Raw genomic sequence first — 22463 nt, 5'->3', positions numbered from 1 at the left:
GCGGTCATGGAGCTATCCTCGCTGCGACGGACAGAAACGTGTCAATCTGCCGATTCAAATCGAGCGCAGCACGGCGCGAATGCCGCAGCGCCGCCTGTTGCAGCCGCTGATAATAGGCGTCGTCGGTCCACATCCGTTTTAGCTCAGCGGCCCACCGTTCGGCCGGCGCATTGTAACGGATGATGGCACCGCCAGCGCCGACCGTTTCAGGCAATGCCCCCCGATCGCTTGCCAGGACCGGAATGCCGCTGAACTGCGCTTCTGAAACGACGCGGCCCCAGGTCTCCGCCTCCCATTGGCTTGGCGCTAGCAGGACGCGCGTCGAGGCGTAGATCGGAGACATGTCGTTGCTGCGCTCGACCATTTCGACGTTGCACAGCCTGCGAACGCGCGAGTTCAGTTTCGCGGCCTGCCGGATTCCCAGCGGCCATGCTTTTACGAAGCGAAATGGAATTTCCGGACATTGTCCGGCAATTGCGAGGGCGACCTCGACGCCCTTCTCGGCAACCGGATTGATGAAAGTGACGAAGCGGCGATCACCCACCATGCAATATCGCTCGGCTCGAAACACCGGCGGAATGACGCAAGCCTCGATGCCGAACCGATCGCGGAACCGCGCGGCGGTGAATTCGGAGTTGGCAATATAGGCGCGAAACGGCAAACCGGCGGTCGATCCCGTCCAGCGTCGGCGGCCGATGTCGAATTCAAGCCCGTGCAGATAGGCAATCGGTGGCACGCCGCGACGAAGGAAAGCCTTGGCAATCTCGATCATGTTGCCATTCTGCACCACGACGAGGCGAGGCCGCGGCAGTCCATCGAGTCTGTCCCAAGGCCTGCGCGCCAGGTAGACATCGTAGCCAAGCTGCCGGTCCACTGAAACGTCAGTGCCGCGGAGGAAGTTGACGGCGGCGCGCAAGGCGCCGTCCACCCGCCGCAACGGCAATCGCGACAACACCGACGTTCTGACCCCACGGCGGTTCAGTTCGAGCGCAAGTTCATGCGTATTGATTTCCAGACCACCCACGACGTAGGGAAGATACGACGTGCCGCTGGCAAGCAGAATGTTCACGAGCTGCCTCTGTTCGATGCCATTGTTGCCGCTCTAGCGGCCTTGACATCCGGTTGCCGCTTGGCCGTGAGATAAAGCCATTTCTGGGTTCCGGTTCGCCGCTCGTCCATCAACTCGACGGCAGTATGGGGCATGAGCCTCGAAAGCTCCGGGATGATTGCCGACGGGAAATCCGCAAGCGAACGCGGCCGCGCCACGATCTGCTCAATGATGTGCGTTCTCATGAAGCGCCCCATCAACTTTGCGGTGCAGTTGGGCACGAACGCGTCATGCGTTTCCACGAGAATGTCGACGTCCGACAGACCCACCACCTTGACGGGATCGAGCATGTCCACTTCCCCGCCCTCGATATCGGCAAGAACCAGCACCGGACCGTCGAGTTCGGCGAGTTCGCTCCTGAGATCCTCCGGACGACAAAAACTCCTGAGTTCGAACCGCGAGGTCACGCCGTTCAACTCCGCTGCCTGCACCAAGCCGGCGTGATGTTCGTGCGCCCCTTCGAAGGCGACCACCTTTGTCTGCGTCATTTGCCGCAGAAAGCCGATCGCGTAGTACCCGTCGGCTGCGCCGATATTGATGATGCGCGGATAGCTGCGTGCAATCACCCGGCGCACGACGTCATGCAGCTCGATTTCCTGCGTGCCGAGAAGATAGCCAAGCAAATTCCGGCTTGAGACCGGCGTAAGGCTCAGATGCATTCCCTCGAACGGGCCCGAGAGCACCGTGTTCGCCGCGCGATATCGGACCAGTGCCGCGGCGACATTCCAGCGCGGCATCGCAAGCCAGCGCACCAATGTGCGTACGGATGGCGGAAGAAGCTTTCGGTAAGTACGATAGACCCTCATCGCGGCGGGATAGGATTCGATGGCATTCCAGGTTGCGTGCTGCATGACTAGCGGATCCTTCTGGCTGCGATGTTTTGGCGAACGTTCGTGCGGCGAGACGCCGTTAGATGCGACGGCCCGAACTGCGGTCCGACGCCTTTCCAGGCACCGGCTGTCGTCTCGACGGCCCCTCTCCGCGTCGGGTCTGGGATACCGCCGCGTCGGAATGACCGACGCGCTTCGACCAACGCAATCAGTTGCCGCAGCCGATTGCAGACAGGCTGCTCCACGAAACGATGAATTGCAGTCGATGCCAGAATCGCAGCCGCGGCGGCAACGGAAACAAAGATCCAGGACCCATTTCCGCCGAAGCTCCACCACCACAGCTTTTCGACCGCAATAATCGTGAGAAAATGAAAGAGATAGAGGCTGTACGACGCATCCCCCAATCGCACGAGCCTTTGGATAAACCATCCCGTGTCGTCCATTCGTACCATCGCACAAAGAACCACACAGACTGCACTGATGATCCAGAATGTAACGAGCCACTCGATGGCGGCCGGATAACTCCCGACGAACGTTGCAAATAGAGAGATATCAACAACCAGTATCGCGGCCAGCACGCTCAACAGGACCGCGCTGCTGCCATGGGCATGCACGCCTTCGAAGAGACGAGCGACCGCTCCGATCAAGACGCCGACGCCGAACAGTAAAATGATAGGAGCAGAATAGAACGCAATCAGGCTTGTGGGGTCGCGCGTATCGGCGATCGGCTTGAAGAACGTTCCGACCCAAACAACTCCAGTCATCGCAAGAAGCAGCACAGCCAGCCCCTTCTTGCGCGACAAGAAGAGCACCGAGGCAAAGCATGCGTAGAACATCATCTCATAGTTCAAGGTCCAGCCGACACCGAGGGTCGGCCGCATTGCCGCCGTGGTGCCCGGTTCGACCGCGACAGGAATGAAGAACAGCGAGCAAATCAGCTTATGAACGTCAAGACCGGATCCGTGACGAAGGCGCAGCGCAATTTCAACCGCAGTCGCCAGCCAATAGATCGGAACGATCCGGATTATGCGACTGGCCATGAACCGCCCGGGAGCGCCGGACACACCAAAGTTGTCGTAGTTCGTGTACGACATGATGAAGCCGCTGATGATGAAGAAGATCCAGACGCCCAGGGCGCCCATATGATTCGCAATATCTTTCGTCAACTGATCGGTCGGCGCCCATTCCGCCTGCCGCACGATCGCATGAGCTAACACGACAAGCAGTGCTGCAATTGCACGCAGTATCTGGATCGCGGAAAGCTTCTTCATCGCGCTGCTGCCTCCTGCAAGGCATCGCTATAGTGCGATAAGAGCCTTCGCGACCATTCAGCGGGGGTCAGCGAGAAGCGCGCGGCGTTACCATGAGCCACATCGCTCATCGAAGCGACGAGATCGTCGTTGGATGCCAGACTCGACAGGAGCTCGCTGAACGCAGCGCGGTCGTAAGGGTTGCAGGACACGCCCGCTCCGACCTCCGACAGCTCGTCGGCGATCATCGCAAAACCGGAAACGACAACGGGCAAGCCGCTGGCGAGCGCTTCGAACGCCACCAGGCCAAAAGGCTCACGGTAGCGGCTCGGCATAACCAGCGCGCGGGCATCGCGGACAAACGCAGGGATTTCACTCGCGTTCTTCCATCCGATGCATTCCACCTCTGGATAGATGTCTTGCAGCCTTTCTTCGAGTGGACCACCACCGATCACGCGCACCGGCACCTTCGCATCGCGGGCTGCGGCCAGGAAGAGATCGACACCCTTGTCTTCTTCGAGTCTGCCGACAAACAGAAATACCTTGTTCTGTTCGGCTTCGATGCGCCGAGCGTGCCAGGGCGTGACGGGGTTGCGTAGCGTCGCGAGTCGGGTCCGTGGAATTCCCCCACGCTCCAGATGCGGCAACATGCCTTCGTGCACTGCGAGGACTTTGGCGCCGATCGATCCGAAATCAAATGCAGCGCGACGAATTTCCTGACGTGCCGATCGCCACAGTTTATGGGCATAGTTGCGCCGGTCGCACGAGCGGAGCACGCACGACGTACTCATCGGGCGTAGATTGCAGGGACTTTCTTTGCGGAAGTCGAAATACCCGCCGTTTGGACAGACCAGGAAGAAGTCATGCGCACTGACGATGAGGCGCCTCGCGACCGGACGCAGTGCATAGAAAACGGAGGGCGACAGTATTTTTGACCAACCATGGAGGTGGTAAACTGTGCCGGGCGTGTCGTAGGCGGCAATCCAGTCGGCGAGCCTTTGCCCCGCCGAGGCGTTATAGAGACCGTGGAGCATCGCCCGCGGCCGCGGCATTCGAAGAATATGTTCGCCGCCGACCGCGACAACATCCGCATTGCGAAGCCGCAGATCGGAGTGCGCCCCTCGGTCGCCGGTGAAGTAGGTGACAGGAATTCCGGCACCATCCAGCAATGCAGCAGACTCTAAAGCGACGTTCGTGGCACCACCCCGCTGCTCGGATAAGTCGTTGATGATGACGACCCGTTCCGGCACAGGTCGTTCTCGCAGCTCCCCTAATGGCGGACGACAATTGTCAATTGCTTGCAGCATCGATGACACACTCTACAAATTCAGTACGCGTTCCGGCGACAGGCGTCCGCCCATCAGATCGAGCAAAGCCCGAATGTTGCCCATCAGCCGACCGGCGCGATCGATGTAGGGCTCGGGGCGAAACGTCTTCGCGATATTAGCTGCGAGATTACGACTCATAAGCTTCAGCGCCTTGCGGCGTGAACACGTGCCCTTGCGAACCAGATAGAGCGGATTGGCGACTTGCGAGTAGCCGAGGCGGCGACCCGATTGACGGCCGGATTTCGCGCCGAGATGGACGCCGCGCGCAGCGCTGATCTTCACGATCCGGCCATACACCGCCATGCGACGGCTGAAGTCGACATCTTCCAGCCAACCATAAAGCGGAAGGGTCTCGTCAAAGGTCAACCCGCCTGCTCGCACGGCGTCGAGACGAATGGCCATGTTGCAGCCATATGCGTTGTAAACGTCCACAATATCTCGTGTCGATGCATCGGCCGAGCCATCCTCACGGAGCACCTTCAGCGCATCGTCGACGTCCAGCCCGGGACCAAGAATACCGTCGGCGACGACGCGGCCCGTACCGACAACGACGTCGGGTGCGTCCTGGAAGATCTGTTCGACAACTTCGAGGTAACGGGAACAGGGCACGAAATCGTCGTCAAGGAAGATGACCACGTTGAAATCCGAAGCCGCCCTGAGGATCGCATTCCGCTGTACCGTCAGCCCCCGATCGCCCGTGATGCAGCGAAGCTCCGGTTGGCCGGTATCGACGCCTGAGACATCGGCCATCGACGGCGCTGAGACGACGATCGCGTCGGCGACGCGCGTCTGCTTACGTAAGCATTCGAGCACACGTCTAAGAATGAGCGGACGACCCGATGTCGCGATACCTACCGCAATCCTGAGCGGCGCGTTTTGCACTTGCTTTTCAGACAATCCGAGGGGAGCACCGTTCATTCGGGCGCCCTCACCGGCTCGAACGGCTTCCGCGCGAACGCCCAGACCATGACGGGATAGTCGGGCTCATTACGTAGCGATCCGAAGAAGCCGCGCTTGCGCCACGCCGACAGGTTCGCCTTGAGGCACGCCCGGTTGCCCCACGCAAAGGTTTGAATGCCGGCCTCGGGAAATCCGGCCTCTTGCAGGAAGTAGGAAAGTCCCTCGGCCGTCCAACGATTGCAATCGATCGGCGACGGGTGATAGCGAACCAAAAACGGCGTCGCAATGATGAAGTAACCGCCCGGCCGCACCATTGCGTAGACGTTGCGCGCAGCTCGTGCCGGCCACTTCAAATGCTCAAAGATCTGGTCGGCGATGACGAGGTCGAACTGCTCGGTCAGTACATCCTTGCAGATATCGAACGTCGGATAGCTTGTCCCCGTGAACGACTTAAAGGCAAACCTGCTGCGCCATTGCGAACCGGCCGAGATCTCCATCACGCGCAGTTGTTCCGGCGTAAGCTGTTCGATGAACTCGAAGGCGTGGCGGTACATCGCCACACGCACCCAGTCCGTCGTATCGTAGCCGATCGACGTCAGACATTTCTTCATCGCCGCCTTGAGCCGGGGACGATTTCGAATGGCCGAAAGCACCGTAGATGCCGACGGTGCCGAAATAGTGTTGCTGGTCAATGCACGTCCTCCCGTATGCCCGGCCGTCGTCATGACCAGGTCTTCCGGACAATTGCCGGCACGCGGTTGAGAACGGCGCCAAGCACCCGCCCGCCTGCCAGGTGCAACTCGACCAGGCCGTCTTTTGCCTCGTCGATCGTGGTCTTCCCGTAAGCCGTTACAACGATCACCTGATCGATGTGCGGAATGAGCGGCTTCCATTGATCCGATGAGAGCAATGCCGGGAGGTCGACGATGATCCGTTCGAACTTTTGTCGTGATTCCTGCAACACCTCCGTCATCCGCTCGATCAGGCGCCGATGGGTTTCGCTCTGCTGCATGTCGTTGTTAGCGGACGGCAATAACGCTAGCGTCAAGACACCAAGCTCGATCACAGCTTCGGACTCAGGCCGCCCGTTCGGTTGCGCTTCAACCGCCGTTCCGGCAAGTTCCTGGCTCAACGTCCGGCTATCCGCACACCCATCGACAAGTAGCGTCCGAGCGCCGCTCTTCGCGTAATCATTCGCCAGACACGCGGCAACGGTCGTTGACCCGTCTCCGTCGGAGCATGCGATCACTCCGATGCACATAACTCCTGGATTTGCTGTCAGCGCCGCGACTGCCATTCTTATTCTTCGGAGATCGGTGCTTGTCGAAACCGACAGGCGACCTCCCGCAATACCGCCCAGGATGTCCGCAACGCCTCGTGTCGCAGCGTTCCTGCTGCGCCACGGCCGCCTCCAATCCCGCCAGACGCTCGCCTCCGAGAGATCGCTGATTGCACCGAGCGGCTTCACGCCGACATCCGCACTCAACTGCGCCGGCGAGCGAACAGCGCGATCGCTGGAGGCGCGCGCCGCTGCAAAAGCCGTCCCGCTCAGGCCTCCGAGAACGATGGCGAATGCAAGAACCAGCGACGTGCGAGGACTGCTCTTTCCCAACGGCGCTGACGCCCGGGAAATGATCCGCACGTCCGCCTCTGGATAGCTGATGCGCTGTAGCGTTTCGTTATACTGATGCTGAAAGCCGTCGTATATCTTGCGGTAGCTGCTCGCGATGCTCTCCAGCTCCTCGAGCTTTGCACGAGCATCCTGGCTGGCCAGAGAGTCACCAACAGACCGGAAGCTGTTGACTTTGCGTGCCGCCTCGAACGCCTGCTGCCGCAGGGTCTCCAGCCGCTCGGAAAGCCACTCGCCCTGCTCTTTTGCCAGCCTGGATTTGGCTTCAACAATCTCGCGGATGAAGGACTGGGCGGTCGCGTTGGCAATCTCCGCGGCCGAGTTTGGATCGGTGGAGGAGAATGCGATCTCTATGACAAGAGACTGGCCAATCCGCCTAATCGACAATTTGTCAGCGAAACGCGATGCAGCCTCGCGCAGGTTCGGGGGGTCTGCCTGCTCTGCCTCGCCCGCCGCCGAGGCCCGCGAGGTCGGAGTTACCCACGCCAGAATTCTTTCGCCGACCGAAGGCGGCGATGCGAACTCTGGCCGTTGCTCCAGCTTCAGCCGGCCAATCACCGAATTGGCGACGCGATCCGACTTTATCACCTCCATCTGGCTCTCGACGCGGGACTGGTCCGACGTCATCGCGGAAGGCATTGCGACCGTGTTGAACAGTTCCGCGCCGCGGGTAGTGTCGATGATGAGACTGGTCGAGGCGACGAATATCGGCTGGGCCGTCAGGAGGTAGATCACGGCAGCAGAGACGGTCGCCACCGTGAAAACAAGGATCGTCCTGAGATTCTGTATGAGAAACGCAGCGATATCCCATACACCAAACACCTCTTCGCGACTGTCGCGCGAATCCCGTACGGCTTTTGTTGGCGAAAAGAATGATTGCGTCATTGCGCCCCCTGCAACTTGAAGTGATGTGCACCGACCAAGGCGCTGCTTTCCGCCTGCTCCGGTGCAACACGTGCGCGCAATTTCCACCTGCTGGCTGCAAGCGCAAAGAAGATGGCAAACACCAATCCAAGGTCGACGCCGGCTGCAGAAATGCAGGCCGCGCCTGTGAGCGCTATGCACGCACGAAACCCTGCTCGTGCCACGACATCCTCAAACGAGACCAGCCTGCTTGTCGAAAATGCCGACGCCAGCGTCACAACGAACAAGATGAGACCGAGCACGCCGAGATTGGCGAGCAGCGCAACCACAAAACTCGATGACCGAACGCTACCAAGCCCGGCACCGAACCCCGAGGTGTCCTGGAAACTCTGCAGGGCATGGTGGTTCCAGCGCATACGTTCGATTCCGGACTGGCTCGCGAGTTTGTTCGAGACAGTTGCGTCGAACAGGTCTGTCAATGCGGACCATACCGACGGCATGAACATGACAACGGCCAGAAGTAGAACCGGGATCAATGAGACGATGGCAAGATAGCCGCAATCCCTCTTCGTGGCCTGACACCTACCAAGCTTCAGAAGTGCACCGAACAGCATGAGCACGGTGAATATCGCGAATGATCCGTAGGCTGTCGTGGAGGTGGACAGCAGCAGCGATATCGCAAGAAGAAGCGAGAGCGCCCCGGTAAGACGGGTACTAAATCCGTCCAGCCAAAGACTTAGCGAAAACGCGTAGAGGCCGAGCGCCGCGTAGCTATAGGCACCTGCTTCAGTGAATGTTCCGACGATACGCTTGAGGCCGCCGATTTCACCGGCTTCAAGCATCCGGTAGTTCGCGTTGCGCAGCCAGGAGAGCAGAAAAGCTGTCCCGGTGTAGTGCGTGACCACGTCGGCGACGGCAAAGAAGAGCAGCGCTGCCGCACTCGCAAGCAGCGCGTTGGTAATTGCCTTCGCTTCACCGCGGACCATAAGCGCCCAGACGCCCATGAAGCAGACAAGGTTGGCGACGAGATATGCTGCCTGCGTCGCATTGCTTGCACGCGGTCTCAGCGGAAGGCTGACAATTCCGATGCCAGCATCGTTGCGTGCAAGCGAATAGGCATATGTCAGCCCCTGGAACAACCTTGGCATGAAATAGGCCGAAACAACGGCGTAGACCGAGAAGAACAGTATCCAAAAGCCGGGACCTGGCGTGGTCAGGCTTTCGATTGCCGCCACACGCATGCGTGTCCGCAGAACGACGGAAAGTGCAAAAAAGCCAGTTAAGACCAAAGCCGGAGGGACGCTTGCGTCACCCAGTGCCGGAAGCTTGAAAGCGGCGGCGGCTCCCAACAAGGTGGAAAGGGCCAGCACCCAGAATGCCGCAACCGGACCCCGCCACAGCCCCCAGAAACCCGCCAGAACAGCCAAGGCACCGATGACCTCGATAGTCATGAACTTACCTTGCTGAGCCGCATCGTGTGCAAGACGGATTCGCCATGCTCGAGGAGTCTCGGCCTTGCTTTACGTTTCAGGAGCAGCGCCAGCCGATCGATCGACGCATTGGTTAATGCCAGCACGCGCTCATGTTGAACGTCGCAGATTGGCTCCGCCCGAGCACTGTTCAGCAGGACCGGTAACGTGCGCACGGTCTCTGAGTTGAAATCTACGAGATACCGGCTGCGGCCGACATTCGCGAAGAAGGCTGCGAGCTTCGGATCCCAATTCAACCCGACGTGAACGACGCCGTAGGAGTAAGCGAGGATACACGCGTGCAAGCGGTGCGCGATGACGGCATCGAAGCTGCCGACCAACTGTGCGAGTTCCTGCGGGGTCTTGCAATCCGCCGCGCGCGTCAACCGGTCGCCCGCGGCGTCGATCGAACCGACAACGTTGTCCAGGCACGCCTGATCCTCTCGGGCGCCGTTTGAGAAGCAGGTCACATCATATCCCGAGGCCAGCAACTCGCGCACGAGACTTCGATAGAGCTCCACAATTGTCGGACCGTCGGATTGTCCCTGACCGTGATGTTGCAATACGACGGGGTGCGTTATGCCGACGCCAACAACAGGTCGTTCGCGGTGCGGCCGATCGGGTAGCGGCCACACCTGGGAAGCCAGCAGGCCGGGATCCGGCGTCACGATAACGCCCTTGACGCCGCGGCGACGCAACCGCCTCGCAGACTCGGTGTCTCGCACGCCAGCGAACACCAACTGGTCCGCGTGCAGCAGCGACGACATCAATGCTGCGCCACGGCTTGAATGCCCCTCGGCGACGCCGACGCCGAACAAAGCGATGGGCACATTGTTCCGCCGGCATTCTGACGCAACAATCGACAGCTTGACTGGAAAATTGAGATCCCCGTCCTGGATCAGTTGGCCGCCACCTACGATCGCGAGATCAGCATCGCGCAACGCATTTCGCCAGATCGGTCGGCATTTCCTCTTCAAGCGGAACCGAAGGACAACCTCGACCAGTACATCCCGCAGGATTGACGGCATCGCCTGTAATGCCTTCAACGCAAGAACACGACCACCTGCTTTTGCCCGGCGGTCGCGATCCGTGCGACCGGCAAGATCAAGGGCATTGATGTTGATGCAAGTCAGCCGCCGCGCAAGTTCAGCTTCGAGGCACTCCGCGATCACGCCATCGCCGAGATTCGGACTAAACTTAACGTTGAAGGTGACGACCCTCATAATATTCCACCAATCAGAACTGGAACGGCTACTGATTCACCCCTGCAACGACCGGCTCGTATAAATAACGCGCGGCGCGCGAGACGGAATCTGATTTCGGTGACCGACTGCGGCGGCATCTTCGCGCAGCGCCCGTTCGACCGCGGCCTTTATCTCACGCTTGAAGCGCTCTCGGCTGAAGCCTGCCGCGTGTTGCACAATATCGCCGGTGACGAAGTCGATTGCTTCGGCGCGCGCGATCGCCCCCTCAAGCGCCTCGGCGGTCTGGCTTTCGAAGAAAACGCCGGTTATGCCATCAACGACCGTTTCGGTGGCGCCGCCGCGGCCGAACGCAATGACCGGTCGACCGCTGGCCATCGCTTCGACAGGGACGATGCCGAAATCCTCTTCGCCGGGAAAGATGAGCGCACGGCAACGCGCGTAGTGATGGCGCAAAACGGCGAATGGCTGCGGCCCCAGCATAACCACATTCGGACGAGCCCGACGCTTGAGCGCATCGAACATCTCTCCACCGCCGATGACAACAAGCTTTCTGCCGGACACATTGAAGGCGTCGACGACGAGGTCGGCACGCTTGTAGGCAACCAACTCCCCGACCATAAGATAGTAGTCTTCGATTTCCGAGGCTGACACCTGTTCGAAGGCGCCCACGTCAACCGGCGGGAACACAACGTCGGCTTCGCGACGAAAGTATCTTCGGATTCGGAACGCAACGGTTTGCGAGTTCGCAACAAATAGATCGACACGCTTAGATGACCCTTGATCCCAATTCCGCAGATAGTGGGAGAACAGCGTCATTGCCATCCGCGTCACGATGCCCGACGTCGACCTGTAGTCATGGTACATGTTCCAGATGTACCGCATCGGAGAGTGGCAATAGCAGACGTGCACCGCATGCGCAGCGGGGATGATACCCTTCGCGGGGCCCGATTCGCTGCTGATGACGAGATCGTAGTCGCGAAGATCGAGTTGCTCCAGCGCAAGTGGCATGAGCGGCAGGTACTTCTTGTACCAGGATCTTGCGCGCGGCAGCCTCGCGATGAAAGATGTGAAAATCCTGTGTCTTGCAATCGTCGCGGAGAGCGCTTCAGGCGCGACTACATGCGTGAAGATGTCGGCGGAGGGATAGAGTTCACACAAGGCCTCGAGGACCTTCTCGCCTCCCCGCATGCCGACGAGCCAATAGTGTACGATCGCAACGCGCATCAATACGTACCTTTGGCTGCGATCACGACGGGAATGGTTTTCACAATGATCTTGAGGTCTTTCCAGAACGACCAGTTTTCGATGTAGTCGCGATCCAACGAAACACGGCGTTCGTAGGAGACATCATTTCGACCGCTGACCTGCCACGCGCCGGTCAGACCCGGCCGGGCCAAGAGGTAATGCCCGGCGCTTGGTCCGTACATCTTGATCTCGTCGAAAACGATCGGTCTCGGACCCACGATGCTCATGTCGCCGCGGAGGACGTTCCAGAGCTGCGGTAGCTCGTCCAGGCTGAGTTGACGCAGCACCAGTCCAAGTTCGGTCACTCGCGGATCACGCTTGAGCTTGCGTGTTTCAGCCCACTCGGTTGCGGCATCGGGGAACTCGCGAAGATGCTGCGCAAGAACAGCGTTGCCGTCTATCACCATCGTTCTGAATTTGAGACAAGCAAACCTCGACGAACGAAAACCGACGCGCGTTTGCTGGAAAAACACGGGGCCGCGATCGGCTATTTTCAACAGCAAGGCAATGAAGACAAAGAGCGGAGCGAAGACCAAGAGAGCGGTTGATGAAATCACTATGTCCAGTATCCGTTTTGGGAAACCACCAACCGGATAGTTTGGCGTTTTCTGCGTTATATTCTTGTCGATGAGTAGTTTGACGTCGGTCGTCGCACTCTTTGGCAATGGAAAAAGCTGCATCTGAACACACGCTCCAATGAACATGCAAACCAGCAGTTCTCGTTCCGCGAATCGCTGCGCGGCGCGCCTAAACTTAGGTCTCGCTATTTCGTGGCACTGCCCGGAAGGAGCTTCGATCAGTGCCTTGTGCTTAAACTAATGCTCAATTTGCGTTGCACTAATTAATGCTGAAGTATTGGTGCGCTGCAACTTGATTATTCTAACCCACGCATGACCGAGACTTGTGCAGCTTGAGTGCTCAATGAGCAAGTTCCCGTGACGACGAGCCGACGATCATAACTTTGAAGCTTGGTTCCGCACCCCACGCGCTGACGTTTCACCCCAGGTTGTGAAAGCTCCACGCGAGAAGAAATCTGCTGAGAACTAATAACAACACGGATTCTCGTTCACAGAGCTGCACGAGTGCTTAGACGTTGGGCATTGCTTCATCTCGCACTCGTCATAATTACTTGGTACGTTTTTCGCATAAGTCTAACCAGTAAGATCTGATGGGGTTGGGGCGTTTCACCAAGCAATTGCATGAGGCCCCATATGCGTACCGACCTACTGCTCTGCTTCAAGGATGAAGGCGCCGCGCTTAGTTTGGTTGAAGCGCATGTTTGGCCGGATGGCGTTGTGTGCCCACACTGCGGGGAAACTCGCCGGACCGGCTTGTTGCGTGGACTCAGCACCGTGCCGGGTACACGCAAATGCTACCGTTGCCGACGATTGTTTTCCGTCCGGTCGGGAACAATTTTTGAGTGTAGTCATGTGCCGCTACACAAGTGGCTGCAGGCGTTCTTCCTTACAGGCTGTGGTAGGGAAACGATCAAGCCGTATCACCTGAGCCAGACCATTAACGTCTCATTCAAGACCGCTGCGCTCATGATCGAAGAGATCAAGCGATCCGCCGCGGCGTGTGAATTGCGATCGGCAGCAGACGAAACTCAGGCTGCTTCGCAACCTCCAGCCCGTCATTCATCGGCCGATGCGTCCAAACTTGCTTAATCGCACGGAGCGAATTCGATGCGGAAACGAACTGACCTCACGGTCTCCGAAAGCAAGGAGGCGGATCCCACTCCTGATCCGGACCCGGACCCGGAAACGAACAGCAACGATTTGATCGCGGAGTTCGAGCAGGGCTTAGCTCGCATCCTACGATCAGGTCTAACTCGGAAGCGCGCGCCGCAGCCCGCGCGAGGCGAGACGGAGAACGACTGACCATTTATTCAGATCGTATTGATTGATCCAAGCAGACACGCATGACGGTAATCCAACAATGCGCCCTAGGCTGCTGCGGAGTACCTATCGTGCTTCGCATTGCCACCGTCTGTGTGCCTGCTGCCAAATTGAGCGAGCGCTTGCCGCGCCAGCATGCCGAGGCGTTGCCGTTCACGCGCAGCAGTTAAGCCTCAGAGGATGAAGTAGTCAGGAGCCAGAGGCACCGAGCCAATGACCACACCAAAATCGGCCATGTAATCGCCGTTGACGTCGGCTGACAGGATCCCGTTGGTCAATCGAAGCTGTCCCGCTGCGGTAAAGGGATCGGATCCTATGAAGGTAAAAGCTTGATTGCCACTGATCAGCGTGTTGGCATCAACAGCACTAAGGTCGATGCGATCTTCTGTGGCCCCTGAAAACGCGATAATGGTGTCCCGCGCAGAATACGGGCTTTCTGCGATACTCTCGAAACGGAACGTGTCCGCTCCGCTTTCGCCGTCCAACCGATCGATACCAAGACCACCGATCAGCAGATCGTTCCCGTTTCCACCATAGAGCTTATCGTTCGCACTCCCTCCGAGCAGCCTGTCATTGCCGGCATCGCCATACAGATAATCTTCGCCGGCTAGACCCGACAGCGTATTGGCGTTTCCATTGCCATAGAGGTGATTGCTTCCGCTGTTTCCGGTCGCGTCGAGGGGTCCTGAACCAGAAAGACGCAGCTTTTCGACGTTCTCGGGCAGGGTATAGGATACCGTTGCATTAACCGTATCGAACCCGCCTCCGGGCTGTTCGCGTATTTCAGTGGTCGCGATATCAACGACGAAAGTGTCGTTGCCATTCCCCCCGACGAGCACTGGACCGGGGCCGGGCACCAAACGGTCCAATTCATAGGCACGAAAATAATCCACATACAGCATCTGATGATCGAGCGCTGGATCAATCGGCCAGCCGCCACCTGCGGCCAGATCGATCATGAACATCAGATCCGTGTTGAGGGTAGCCGGCGTGGGCAGCGAAAAGTGGGCGCGGCCGTCCATGGAGAACGTCATGGTATCTGGTCTGATTTCGACGCCGAAGGTATGCCATCCTATCGTCAGCACACCTTGACCAACTACGTTTTGATGGGATTGGCTGGTGTGGCCTTCCAAAGCCGTTCCGTTCCAATTCCAGTCGTGCAAAGAGCTTGAATATCGATCGGCCAGTGCGATGCCGTGCTGCTCCATCACGTCGATCTCAAAGACATGGTCCCTTGTCGTCGAGAGACGCTCTTCCTCAATGGCCCAGAAGGCGGGCCACACGCCCTGGCCTGCGGGCAACCACATTCTGATCTCGTAGTACCCATAGGGATCACCATCCTGCGGAGTGGTGCTGGTCCCGTCCGGAAACGTGTTCGAGATGAGGCCGCTCTGGAGTTGGCCTGCCGCATTCCGCGTCATTTCGATCTGCAGGGCACTCTCGCCGCCCTGTTGCACGATCGAGAACGGAGAACTGCCACTACCAACGGGCAAGAACGAAGCGCTGCCAAAGCCGCCGCCCCAAGGCTGAGCGGTGTACCAATTGGCGGTTGCCGTCGTGGTGTTGGAAATACTCAGCCCAATAAATTCGTCTGCAAACACGAGGGAATAGTTGGCTGGTGCAGGCATGTTTCCCTCGCCATGCTTAAGAGATTCCGCCCTTGAAGTACTCGGACACCAAGGTCAGATCGCGGCGATCGCCTCGAGCTCCTCTCGAAGAGACCGTCAACTTCCTGTGAAATGTTAAGAGAGCATAGCCCCACATCTTTCGGAATACGACGGCGATTTGGTTGATGCAGGAAGTCCAAGAGCCTCGGCAATGAGGAAATTCTTCAGAGTAGTCGCCGCCCAGGGATCTCCTCGCGTGTCCAGGAGCTCGTAGAACTCCTCTTTACACAAGCTATCTATCGCGGTTGTCGGTCATCTGCGAAATCGACACGGACTGTTGGTGATAATCGGTGCTCATTCTCGCTCAGCTTAGAGACACCATCGCGGTCCCCCATGCCGAACGCACGGGCGGCCCCATTGGATAGATCTATGCACCGTCCCCTCACGAACGGGCCACGGTCGTTTATCCGAACCGTAACGGTTCGCCCGGTTGAACGTGAGGTAACTGTGACGTGAGAGCCGAAGGGTCTCGCGCATCCACGTGGATTTCTCGCACTACTTATCTTGGCGCGCAAGAGGCGGCCGCGTCACCCTCCCCTAAAGAAATGTCGGGGTTCGAGTCGGTGGAGCGACTTGAACCCCCAAACCGCCACAGCTCGGCGCCGAATGCGCACAAATGCATCAATTCGATTGGCTGTCCGATTTGCTCGCCGTAATACCCTATTCTACGATGACGACGTAACGGCCCTGCCCCCGACTAGTCTCCGCGGTATACATTGGGATGAAAGCCATGGAGATGAGCCGATATGGTCAGCTGACGCGGCGCCGATTAGTTCGATTCTCGACCGAGCTTCAAAACGCGCCCAAAATTCGCGCGAATGGAGCTGCTTATAACGCACTCAGCAGCTTGAGTGCTGGCTGGGGCGGGAGGGATCGAACCTCCGAATGGCGGAATCAAAATCAGCTTGATTATCCAACAATTTCAAGGCGCACTTGAAAAAAATGCGAGAAACGCCCTCTAGCAATTTCAATAGCTTGGTAGTCGTTTCCAAATAAAGAGGCAGCCCTCGCGGGGAGGATCGGTCCTGAAAAGCCTGAGGCAACGGGGCTGCGCGAGGATTTAGACAACATCATTGCCCTGAAGTCAGTTGAGCAAGAGCTGTCAGACGCCGTGCGCATCGCTGAAAGAGCTGCAGCGGGAAGCGCTCTTGCCGGAGGTCTGATGAAGCAGGATGGCAAAATCAACTTCGTGGTCGTCATCGCCAGTGGCGATCGCTTGAAGGAGGTCATGCTCGAGCCACCCAGGGTCGGCAGGCAAGGGACAAATCGCCACTAATCGTACAGCCGATTCACACGACAAAATCGCACCAGAAATTTGATTTGGCGAATGTCCGCTTCGCGCACCACAAGCAGCCATTTCCATAACCGTTCATTTTGCGAAAACACACCTCCGCGGGGCGGCGTAACGGTCACGGATGAGTACGAGCCCCACCGATTTGTACGCTGGGCTACGCTGCTGCCCTATCGTACTGAAATCGCGCTTTTGCTTTTCGCGGCCCTGGTTCAAATAAAGCTGCGAGGACGACAAGAGCAAACGCTGGACGCACGTTGGAGACGCCGGTGACAAAGTTTGAAGAACAAGCTGCGACGCAAGCGCCTCGCTGCGCTTGCCACAGATTGAAAACAAGAGCTGTAGGTGACCGCCCTTATGGGAAGTGCCGGAACAGGCGTCGCGCCACCTGAACGAGTTTCGTCAACTAATCAACTTTCGATTGACGAGGGACCAACCGAAGACGCGTGAAATTCAACTAGGGAGATGTGCGCAGAACAAAATAGTAACTTTTCGATGTGAGTAACAATGTGGAAGAAAAAATCGCTAAAAACCTTTCGTATCAATGGCTTATGCCTTTGGTGCGCTCGGAGGGCGGTCGCTTTTGTTGCGATATCAATGGGTTGCAAGGATCTGTCAAGGCATAAGGTGCATTTCGACCCCGAAAGTGCCTTTGAAAAGGTGACGCTTTGAGGTCATCCCAAAGCCCGCGCCCGCGCATGCGAACCTGCCGCGAGGCTCCCTGGCTTTGACCGAGCGTCCGACCGCCGGTGGCTGATACCAACGTCCTCTGGCTGTTCCAGACCATATCTTCAATCGAGAGCATGCGATCAGCTCCTGCGTCTGGCACGTTGATGGTCCAAACAAGAGTCATGCTGCGAATCTTTTGGACACCAACGACCGTTCGATCCCACCGTCAAACCGATGATTTGATCCATCGATACTGAAAATAACGCAATGGTCTTGGGCTCGCCTAGAGCTGTGAAGAGCCATCGAGGAATCGGCGGCGTTAGCATAAGAAAACGCGCTGCGGCGAGGCCACCGGAATCAGCGCTCCTTGATCGGCTTACATTTCTGAGGGGGGCATCACTTTCGATGAGCCCTGCCCTCCGAAGGCAAAGGTCACACGTTCGAATCGTGTCGGGTGCGCCACGGCCGATGAAGATGCACTACTGCTTCGCCGTGGCGCTATGATGCTATAGTCGATTACGCGCTCCAACCGACTCGGGTTGCGGGTACAGCAAAATCATTCATGTCTGCAGGCTCGACCAAACCGTCAGGTTCCAACCGGGATCGCAAGAGTCGTCGCAACCGGACGCCTCTGCCGCCATCGACAATAGACGACCTGGTGGCGCAGGGCCCCTCACCTGACTGATGTCTTTTCGAGGAATACGCGAAACGCCTGCGCGCAAACCCGCCTTGTTCCGGTCAAAGAAGCGGAGAACTATCCCAACGAGAAAGACCACATAACAAACCGCGGAGGATCGTCCATGAACCGCCTGCGCTTCGGTATCTTTCTTGCGCCCTTTCACAAACCCGGCATCAACCCGACGCTCGCGCTTCGAGGCGATCTGGAGCTGATCCAGTGGCTCGACCGCTGCGGCTATGATGAGGCCTGGCTCGGCGAGCACCATTCGGCCGGAACCGAGCTGTCGGCCTCACCCGAAATCATGATCGCCGCGGCCGCCGAGCGAACCGGTCACATCAAGCTCGGCACCGGCGTCATCAGCGTGTCCTATCACAATCCGCTGTGGGTGGCTGAACGCATCGTGCTGCTCGACCATCTGACTCAAGGGCGTGCCATGCTCGGTCTCGGTCCGGGCTCGCTGCCGACCGACGGCATCATGATCGGCTTGCAGCAGAGCCAGACCCGCGGGCTGCTGGAAGACGGGATGGGCATCATCACGAAGCTTCTCACCAGCGACGAGCCGGTCACGTTCAAGAACGATCGCTGGGATTTGCGCGACGCGCGGCTGCATCTGCGCCCCTACTCCAATCCGCTGTTCGACGTGGCGGTCGCGGCGGTCGCCTCTCCGACCGGCGCGAAACTCGCCGGCCGGCATGGTGCCGGCATGCTCTCGGTCGGGGCCACCACCGCCGCCGGCTTCGACGCGCTGGCGCTGCACTGGGACGTGCTGACGACAGAAGCGAAGGCGCACGGCAAGACCGCGGACCGCAGCAAGTGGCGGCTCGTCGGTTTGTGCCATATCGCAGAAACCAAGGAGCAGGCGTATCGCGACGTCGAGTACGGCATCGAGCACTGGTTCCGCTACTTTCAGCAGGTCGCAGCGTTTCCGCAAATGGCTGTGGTCGGCAACTCGGTCAGCGAGATGATCGAGTTCATCAACGGCTCCGGTCTTGGCGCCATCGGCACGTCGGACGCCTGCGCCGCGCAGATCGAGCGGCTGTGGCAGCAGTCGAATGGCGGGTTCGGCGCGTATCTCCTGCTCGCGCACAACTGGGCCAATCCGGCGGCGACGCAGCGCTCGTACGAGCTGATCGCGCGCGAGGTAATGCCGCAATTCCAGGGCCACGCCCAAGCAACCCTCGATGCCGCGCGCCGTGCCAAGGATGTGCGTGAGAATCTTGCGGCGGCACAGGCTCAGGCCGTGGAGGACGCGAGAGCGCGCTACGGCGCGGAGGTCGCCAAGCGAGGCGGCTGAGGTTCGCGCATCTTCACGTCGACTGAAGAGCCATCCGCGGTCGCGCAGCAGAAGATCGGCGGCATAGCTGCGGCGACGAAGTGCGGCATTCGACCGCCGCCGGCAGGCCTCGGCGGCGAAATCGCACAAAATCGTACAGTGGCGCGCCACGGTCGATAAAGATGGGCACTACGCCTTCGCTGTGGCGCTATGATGTGGGAGCCTACGACACGCCGCTCCTAGCCGAAAACGCGAAGGCCTAGGATTACGCGCTACGCTCCGTCACCGCGATGCGGGCTCGCACATCCAGTCACGATGTGCCCAACCTGCGATCACGCGGCAGTCCGCGAAATGGCGGAAGTATCGCAATAAGCGGCCCAATTTCGCGATCTCAGGATTCTTATCCTATGGGCCAGATTCGGTCCTCACAATGCGCAGGCGCAGACGGCCGGTCTTCCTCCGGAATCGGAAAGACACGGCGTGTGGAGCAGTTGCCCGGCCCATGCGTTATTTCGACCTGGCGGCTAAGGTAGTGGGCCCTCCGGGGCGAGGCCGCTAGGCGCGCTTGCTACGCTTCGCCGTCTCGCACTGTTTGTTGCAGCCGGCATCGAGCCGCTTGCAGCGATTCCTTTATGCGGCTCGCCATGGCGTCAACCGCGGATTCCAGCGCGGCACATTAGTCCGAAAGCTCTCGTACTCCGTGCCGAATGTTTGCTTGAGCGTCGGTTCTTCGATCATCACCACCCAGACATGAAAAAAAGCCAGAGTAGCGCGCCGTACCAGAGGAGACGCCAGTCACCAAACAAAAGGGCCTGACCAAAAATGACTGCGACGACCGCGATGTAGATCGGATTTCGCACGTAGCGATAAAGGCCGGTCACTACGAGCTTTTGTGGCGGCGCGATCGGGGCGGGCGTCCCCAGCCCCTCCAGCGCAAAACGGGCAAATGAATCCACAACTCCGGGCACTCCGACGATGATCAATATACCGCCGAGGACGCGGGTTAGATCGACGCCGAAAAAAGCTGGCCGAAATTCCCACTGCGTGACCCACCAGGGGACGAAGCCTGCCAGCACCAACGGCGCAATGACGAAGAACAGAGCGGAGCCCAAGACGGCAATTGCTTTCGACATTGCGTGCTCCCACGACCCGACAAGAATAGCTTAGCAAATCACTTTCTGCATACCGCGATCGTTTTCCGCACGGCACCTCCTTCCCGTCCTGTCGCAATGTTAATGCAGCCATGTCCGGTCAGCGCGTTCAGCGGTTGAAGCGCGACGGCCTTGCGAAAGCGTCTCGATCAGGCCCACTGTCCAGCACATCGGGCATCCGCGTAGCGCGACGAGGGCGGCAACGCCCGCGCCCAAGGATTGCCAAGGGTGCGCGGTCTGCTGGACGATGGCCCAAGCGAGTAGCGCCGCCGCAGCTGCGCCGCGCATCAGGTGTGCGCCCAGGAAGGCGCTCCCGAACATGCCGACTCCACGAAAGTAATTCATGTGCTCTCTCGTCCGCTGTCCTTTGTGCCGAGCAGGTATTCGCGCACCAGTGCGCGGGCGCGGCGCAGGCGGCTTTTGGCCGCTTCGCGCGTCACGCCGAGCCGCCCGGCGATTTCCCAAATTGTCAGGTCTTCGAGATCTCGCAGCAGCAGCGCTTCGCGATGGGACGGCGAAAGCGACTCGATCGCATTGACCAAGTCGATGCGCAACTCGTCCGGCGGGACCTTTGCGAGCTCGCGTGACTCTTCCAGGCTGGCGAGCTCCTCGACTCCGCGCATCAGCATCAGCGCCGGCAGCATGCAAAGGCGCGCGATGACGGTCAGCAGCCAGCCGGCGAGTGCGGCTGGACTGCGGATCGTGCCCACGCGCCGGTACACGACGATGAGTGCTTCTTGCACCACATCTTCGATAACCGAGGTGCGGTAGCAATGGCGCCGGGCGTAGCGTCGAATGTCCGGCTGCAGCGCCACCAATAGCTGTGTCAGCGCGTGCCGGTCACCCGACTGTGCCGCGAGCAAGAGATCGTCTGATACGCGCGCCAAGGCAGTCACCCCTTCAGTGGCTCGCGCCCGGCGATGGCGCAGGCAGGGCAATAGCCGAACACGCCGGTGACCAGCGTCACGACACCCGCGCCGCTGAGCAGTAGCCCGAGCGGCGAAGCGTGCAGCGCAACCACGCCGCAGATGAGCATCAAGCCCCCGCCGATCAACCTGGCCGCGCGCTCCCACCCGCCAACGTTCTTCCTATACCACATGGTTCTGTGCTCCGGTTCGTGACGCGCCGCTATGGCGCATTCACCCAGACAAGAGGGCGCAAACCCGGCGCCGGGGTCGCGGCACAAAAAATAATTTGAGGGGGTGGCAGCTTCAGCAGGCTGGCGTGGACGTCGGGCGCGGGCCTGGGCCCGTGAGAAACGCCGGCATCGGGTCGCCGGGGTGTGGACATCCGGATAAAGATGGCGCGTCACTCTGGGACGCGAACCACAGGGCGGACGGCCTCGAAGGCGTCGTCTCCAAAGTCCGCGACAGCCGCTACCCATCGGGGCGCGGCAGGGACTGGGTCAAGAAAACCTGCGCCCAGCGCGAGACGCTGACCATCGCGGGCTTTGCCCTCGATGGCAACGACCGGGACGGCATCTACGTCGGCCGCCGCAAGGGCGATGACCTGATCTATGCCGGCAAGGTCGATCACGGCTTCGACAAGCAATCATCCGCCGAGCTGCGCAAGCGCCTGACGCCACTGATCCGAAAAACCCAGCCCTATACCAAGCGGATCGCGCACAAGGGCATCTGGGTTGAGCCGGAATTGCTTGCCGATACCGAGCCAAATCGGGTGAGGGCAAGGTGCGCCATCCCTTCTTCAGAGGCCCACGGGAGGACCTTTGATGGATGATTTCGATCGGTTCTGGGAATGGGCAAACAAGCCGCTCGACAGTCTGACGATCCTGGCCGACATTCATCGTCATGTCGCTACCGCCGGAAGCGCGGCGCGACCGCGCCAAGGTCAAGAGACCGGCCGTAACTCAGACAGACGAGTACGCCTGAGCCCGACGTCGGGCCACTGGGGACGAGTGGTGAAACGATCGCAAAAAATCACTTTTAGCGAAATGCACGAATCGGGTTCGTCGCGCGTCTTGGTCTATTGTTCCGATTACAAATGCG

17 protein-coding genes and 3 pseudogenes are annotated in these 22463 nt (G+C 59.2%); 3 read left to right on the top strand and 17 right to left on the bottom strand.

What is annotated here, in order from left to right:
• Nucleotides 1-4 precede the first annotated feature (4 nt).
• The 11 genes from GWE18_RS35350 to GWE18_RS35300 are packed head-to-tail and all read right to left on the bottom strand — an operon-like array spanning nt 5 to nt 12509.
• Nucleotides 5-1069, bottom strand: a complete 1065-nt coding sequence (locus GWE18_RS35350) for a glycosyltransferase (protein ID WP_275190284.1) — start codon at nt 1067-1069, stop codon at nt 5-7.
• Nucleotides 1066-1959: a hypothetical protein gene (locus tag GWE18_RS35345; RefSeq protein WP_275190283.1), complete on the bottom strand. Its 894-nt coding sequence runs from the start codon at nt 1957-1959 to the stop codon at nt 1066-1068. Before GWE18_RS35345 ends, GWE18_RS35350 begins: the two co-directional genes overlap by 4 nt.
• A 2-nt stretch (nt 1960-1961) precedes the next feature.
• The gene (locus GWE18_RS35340) at nt 1962-3209 is read right to left on the bottom strand and encodes an acyltransferase (RefSeq protein WP_275190282.1); all 1248 of its coding nucleotides are present in this window, start codon (nt 3207-3209) and stop codon (nt 1962-1964) included.
• Nucleotides 3206-4495 carry a glycosyltransferase family 4 protein gene (locus tag GWE18_RS35335; RefSeq protein ID WP_275190281.1) on the bottom strand — a complete coding sequence of 430 codons (1290 nt, stop codon included), beginning with the start codon at nt 4493-4495 and terminating at the stop codon, nt 3206-3208. The genes GWE18_RS35340 and GWE18_RS35335 overlap by 4 nt, the downstream gene beginning before the upstream one ends.
• A gap of 12 nt (nt 4496-4507) precedes the next feature.
• On the bottom strand, nt 4508-5434 hold the full coding sequence (locus GWE18_RS35330; protein WP_275190280.1) for a glycosyltransferase: 927 nt from the start codon (nt 5432-5434) through the stop codon (nt 4508-4510).
• Complete coding sequence (locus GWE18_RS35325; RefSeq protein WP_275190279.1) at nt 5431-6108, bottom strand: methyltransferase domain-containing protein; 678 nt, start codon at nt 6106-6108, stop codon at nt 5431-5433. Before GWE18_RS35325 ends, GWE18_RS35330 begins: the two co-directional genes overlap by 4 nt.
• 29 nt (nt 6109-6137) lie before the next feature.
• Nucleotides 6138-7931 (bottom strand): Wzz/FepE/Etk N-terminal domain-containing protein, encoded by a 1794-nt coding sequence (locus GWE18_RS35320; RefSeq protein WP_275190278.1) that lies wholly within the window; start codon nt 7929-7931, stop codon nt 6138-6140.
• The gene (locus GWE18_RS35315) at nt 7928-9361 is read right to left on the bottom strand and encodes a hypothetical protein (protein ID WP_275190277.1); all 1434 of its coding nucleotides are present in this window, start codon (nt 9359-9361) and stop codon (nt 7928-7930) included. The genes GWE18_RS35320 and GWE18_RS35315 overlap by 4 nt, the downstream gene beginning before the upstream one ends.
• Complete coding sequence (locus GWE18_RS35310) at nt 9358-10602, bottom strand: polysaccharide pyruvyl transferase family protein (RefSeq protein ID WP_275190276.1); 1245 nt, start codon at nt 10600-10602, stop codon at nt 9358-9360. The genes GWE18_RS35315 and GWE18_RS35310 overlap by 4 nt, the downstream gene beginning before the upstream one ends.
• A 36-nt stretch (nt 10603-10638) precedes the next feature.
• Complete coding sequence (locus GWE18_RS35305; protein WP_275190275.1) at nt 10639-11808, bottom strand: glycosyltransferase; 1170 nt, start codon at nt 11806-11808, stop codon at nt 10639-10641.
• Complete coding sequence (locus tag GWE18_RS35300; protein WP_275190274.1) at nt 11808-12509, bottom strand: sugar transferase; 702 nt, start codon at nt 12507-12509, stop codon at nt 11808-11810. Before GWE18_RS35300 ends, GWE18_RS35305 begins: the two co-directional genes overlap by 1 nt.
• Nucleotides 12510-13040: 531 nt before the next feature.
• Here GWE18_RS35300 and GWE18_RS35295 point away from each other — a divergent pair.
• Complete coding sequence (locus GWE18_RS35295) at nt 13041-13496, top strand: transposase (RefSeq protein ID WP_275190273.1); 456 nt, start codon at nt 13041-13043, stop codon at nt 13494-13496.
• Nucleotides 13497-13900: 404 nt separating this feature from the next.
• Here GWE18_RS35295 and GWE18_RS35290 read toward each other — a convergent pair whose 3' ends face one another.
• The 3 genes and pseudogenes from GWE18_RS35290 to GWE18_RS35280 all read right to left on the bottom strand — a co-directional run bounded on the left by GWE18_RS35290 (nt 13901) and on the right by GWE18_RS35280 (nt 16624).
• Entirely contained in the window at nt 13901-15355 is a 1455-nt protein-coding gene (locus tag GWE18_RS35290; protein ID WP_275190272.1) for a family 16 glycosylhydrolase, read from the bottom strand.
• A 275-nt stretch (nt 15356-15630) separates the two neighbouring features.
• Nucleotides 15631-15867: pseudogene (locus GWE18_RS35285) on the bottom strand (septal ring lytic transglycosylase RlpA family protein); the annotation flags it as partial.
• Nucleotides 15868-16303: 436 nt separating this feature from the next.
• Nucleotides 16304-16624, bottom strand: coding sequence for a hypothetical protein (locus GWE18_RS35280; protein ID WP_275190271.1), 321 nt, complete (start codon nt 16622-16624; stop codon nt 16304-16306).
• 1530 nt (nt 16625-18154) lie between these two features.
• Here GWE18_RS35280 and GWE18_RS35275 point away from each other — a divergent pair.
• On the top strand, nt 18155-19327 hold the full coding sequence (locus tag GWE18_RS35275) for an LLM class flavin-dependent oxidoreductase (RefSeq protein ID WP_275190270.1): 1173 nt from the start codon (nt 18155-18157) through the stop codon (nt 19325-19327).
• Nucleotides 19328-19936: 609 nt separating this feature from the next.
• Here the strand turns inward: GWE18_RS35275 and GWE18_RS35270 are convergent.
• The 3 genes and pseudogenes from GWE18_RS35270 to GWE18_RS35260 all read right to left on the bottom strand — a co-directional run bounded on the left by GWE18_RS35270 (nt 19937) and on the right by GWE18_RS35260 (nt 21556).
• Nucleotides 19937-20439, bottom strand: a pseudogene (locus GWE18_RS35270) (isoprenylcysteine carboxylmethyltransferase family protein).
• Nucleotides 20440-20798: 359 nt separating this feature from the next.
• Nucleotides 20799-21344, bottom strand: a complete 546-nt coding sequence (locus GWE18_RS35265) for an RNA polymerase sigma factor (protein ID WP_275190269.1) — start codon at nt 21342-21344, stop codon at nt 20799-20801.
• 5 nt (nt 21345-21349) lie between these two features.
• Complete coding sequence (locus GWE18_RS35260) at nt 21350-21556, bottom strand: DUF2892 domain-containing protein (RefSeq protein WP_092512150.1); 207 nt, start codon at nt 21554-21556, stop codon at nt 21350-21352.
• A gap of 239 nt (nt 21557-21795) precedes the next feature.
• Here GWE18_RS35260 and GWE18_RS35255 point away from each other — a divergent pair.
• Nucleotides 21796-22187, top strand: a pseudogene (locus GWE18_RS35255) (DNA ligase); the annotation flags it as partial.
• Nucleotides 22188-22463 lie beyond the last annotated feature (276 nt).

This window comes from Bradyrhizobium sp. CSA112 (assembly GCF_029051645.1).
GTDB lineage: Bacteria > Pseudomonadota > Alphaproteobacteria > Rhizobiales > Xanthobacteraceae > Bradyrhizobium.
The sequence above is the reverse complement of the archived record's forward strand: the minus strand, read 5'-3'. Positions and strand labels throughout refer to the sequence as shown.

What these genes read in the sequence shown, in the direction of transcription:
- GWE18_RS35345 (WP_275190283.1), bottom strand. Translation starts at nt 1,959, where the DNA reads ATGCAGCACGCAACCTGGAATGCCATCGAATCCTATCCCGCCGCGATG.
- GWE18_RS35340 (WP_275190282.1), bottom strand. Translation starts at nt 3,209, where the DNA reads ATGAAGAAGCTTTCCGCGATCCAGATACTGCGTGCAATTGCAGCACTG.
- GWE18_RS35335 (WP_275190281.1), bottom strand. Translation starts at nt 4,495, where the DNA reads ATGCTGCAAGCAATTGACAATTGTCGTCCGCCATTAGGGGAGCTGCGA.
- GWE18_RS35330 (WP_275190280.1), bottom strand. Translation starts at nt 5,434, where the DNA reads ATGAACGGTGCTCCCCTCGGATTGTCTGAAAAGCAAGTGCAAAACGCG.
- GWE18_RS35320 (WP_275190278.1), bottom strand. Translation starts at nt 7,931, where the DNA reads ATGACGCAATCATTCTTTTCGCCAACAAAAGCCGTACGGGATTCGCGC.
- GWE18_RS35315 (WP_275190277.1), bottom strand. Translation starts at nt 9,361, where the DNA reads ATGACTATCGAGGTCATCGGTGCCTTGGCTGTTCTGGCGGGTTTCTGG.
- GWE18_RS35310 (WP_275190276.1), bottom strand. Translation starts at nt 10,602, where the DNA reads ATGAGGGTCGTCACCTTCAACGTTAAGTTTAGTCCGAATCTCGGCGAT.
- GWE18_RS35305 (WP_275190275.1), bottom strand. Translation starts at nt 11,808, where the DNA reads ATGCGCGTTGCGATCGTACACTATTGGCTCGTCGGCATGCGGGGAGGC.
- GWE18_RS35300 (WP_275190274.1), bottom strand. Translation starts at nt 12,509, where the DNA reads ATGCAGCTTTTTCCATTGCCAAAGAGTGCGACGACCGACGTCAAACTA.
- GWE18_RS35295 (WP_275190273.1), top strand. Translation starts at nt 13,041, where the DNA reads ATGCGTACCGACCTACTGCTCTGCTTCAAGGATGAAGGCGCCGCGCTT.
- GWE18_RS35290 (WP_275190272.1), bottom strand. Translation starts at nt 15,355, where the DNA reads ATGCCTGCACCAGCCAACTATTCCCTCGTGTTTGCAGACGAATTTATT.
- GWE18_RS35280 (WP_275190271.1), bottom strand. Translation starts at nt 16,624, where the DNA reads ATGACCTCCTTCAAGCGATCGCCACTGGCGATGACGACCACGAAGTTG.
- GWE18_RS35275 (WP_275190270.1), top strand. Translation starts at nt 18,155, where the DNA reads ATGAACCGCCTGCGCTTCGGTATCTTTCTTGCGCCCTTTCACAAACCC.
- GWE18_RS35260 (WP_092512150.1), bottom strand. Translation starts at nt 21,556, where the DNA reads ATGTGGTATAGGAAGAACGTTGGCGGGTGGGAGCGCGCGGCCAGGTTG.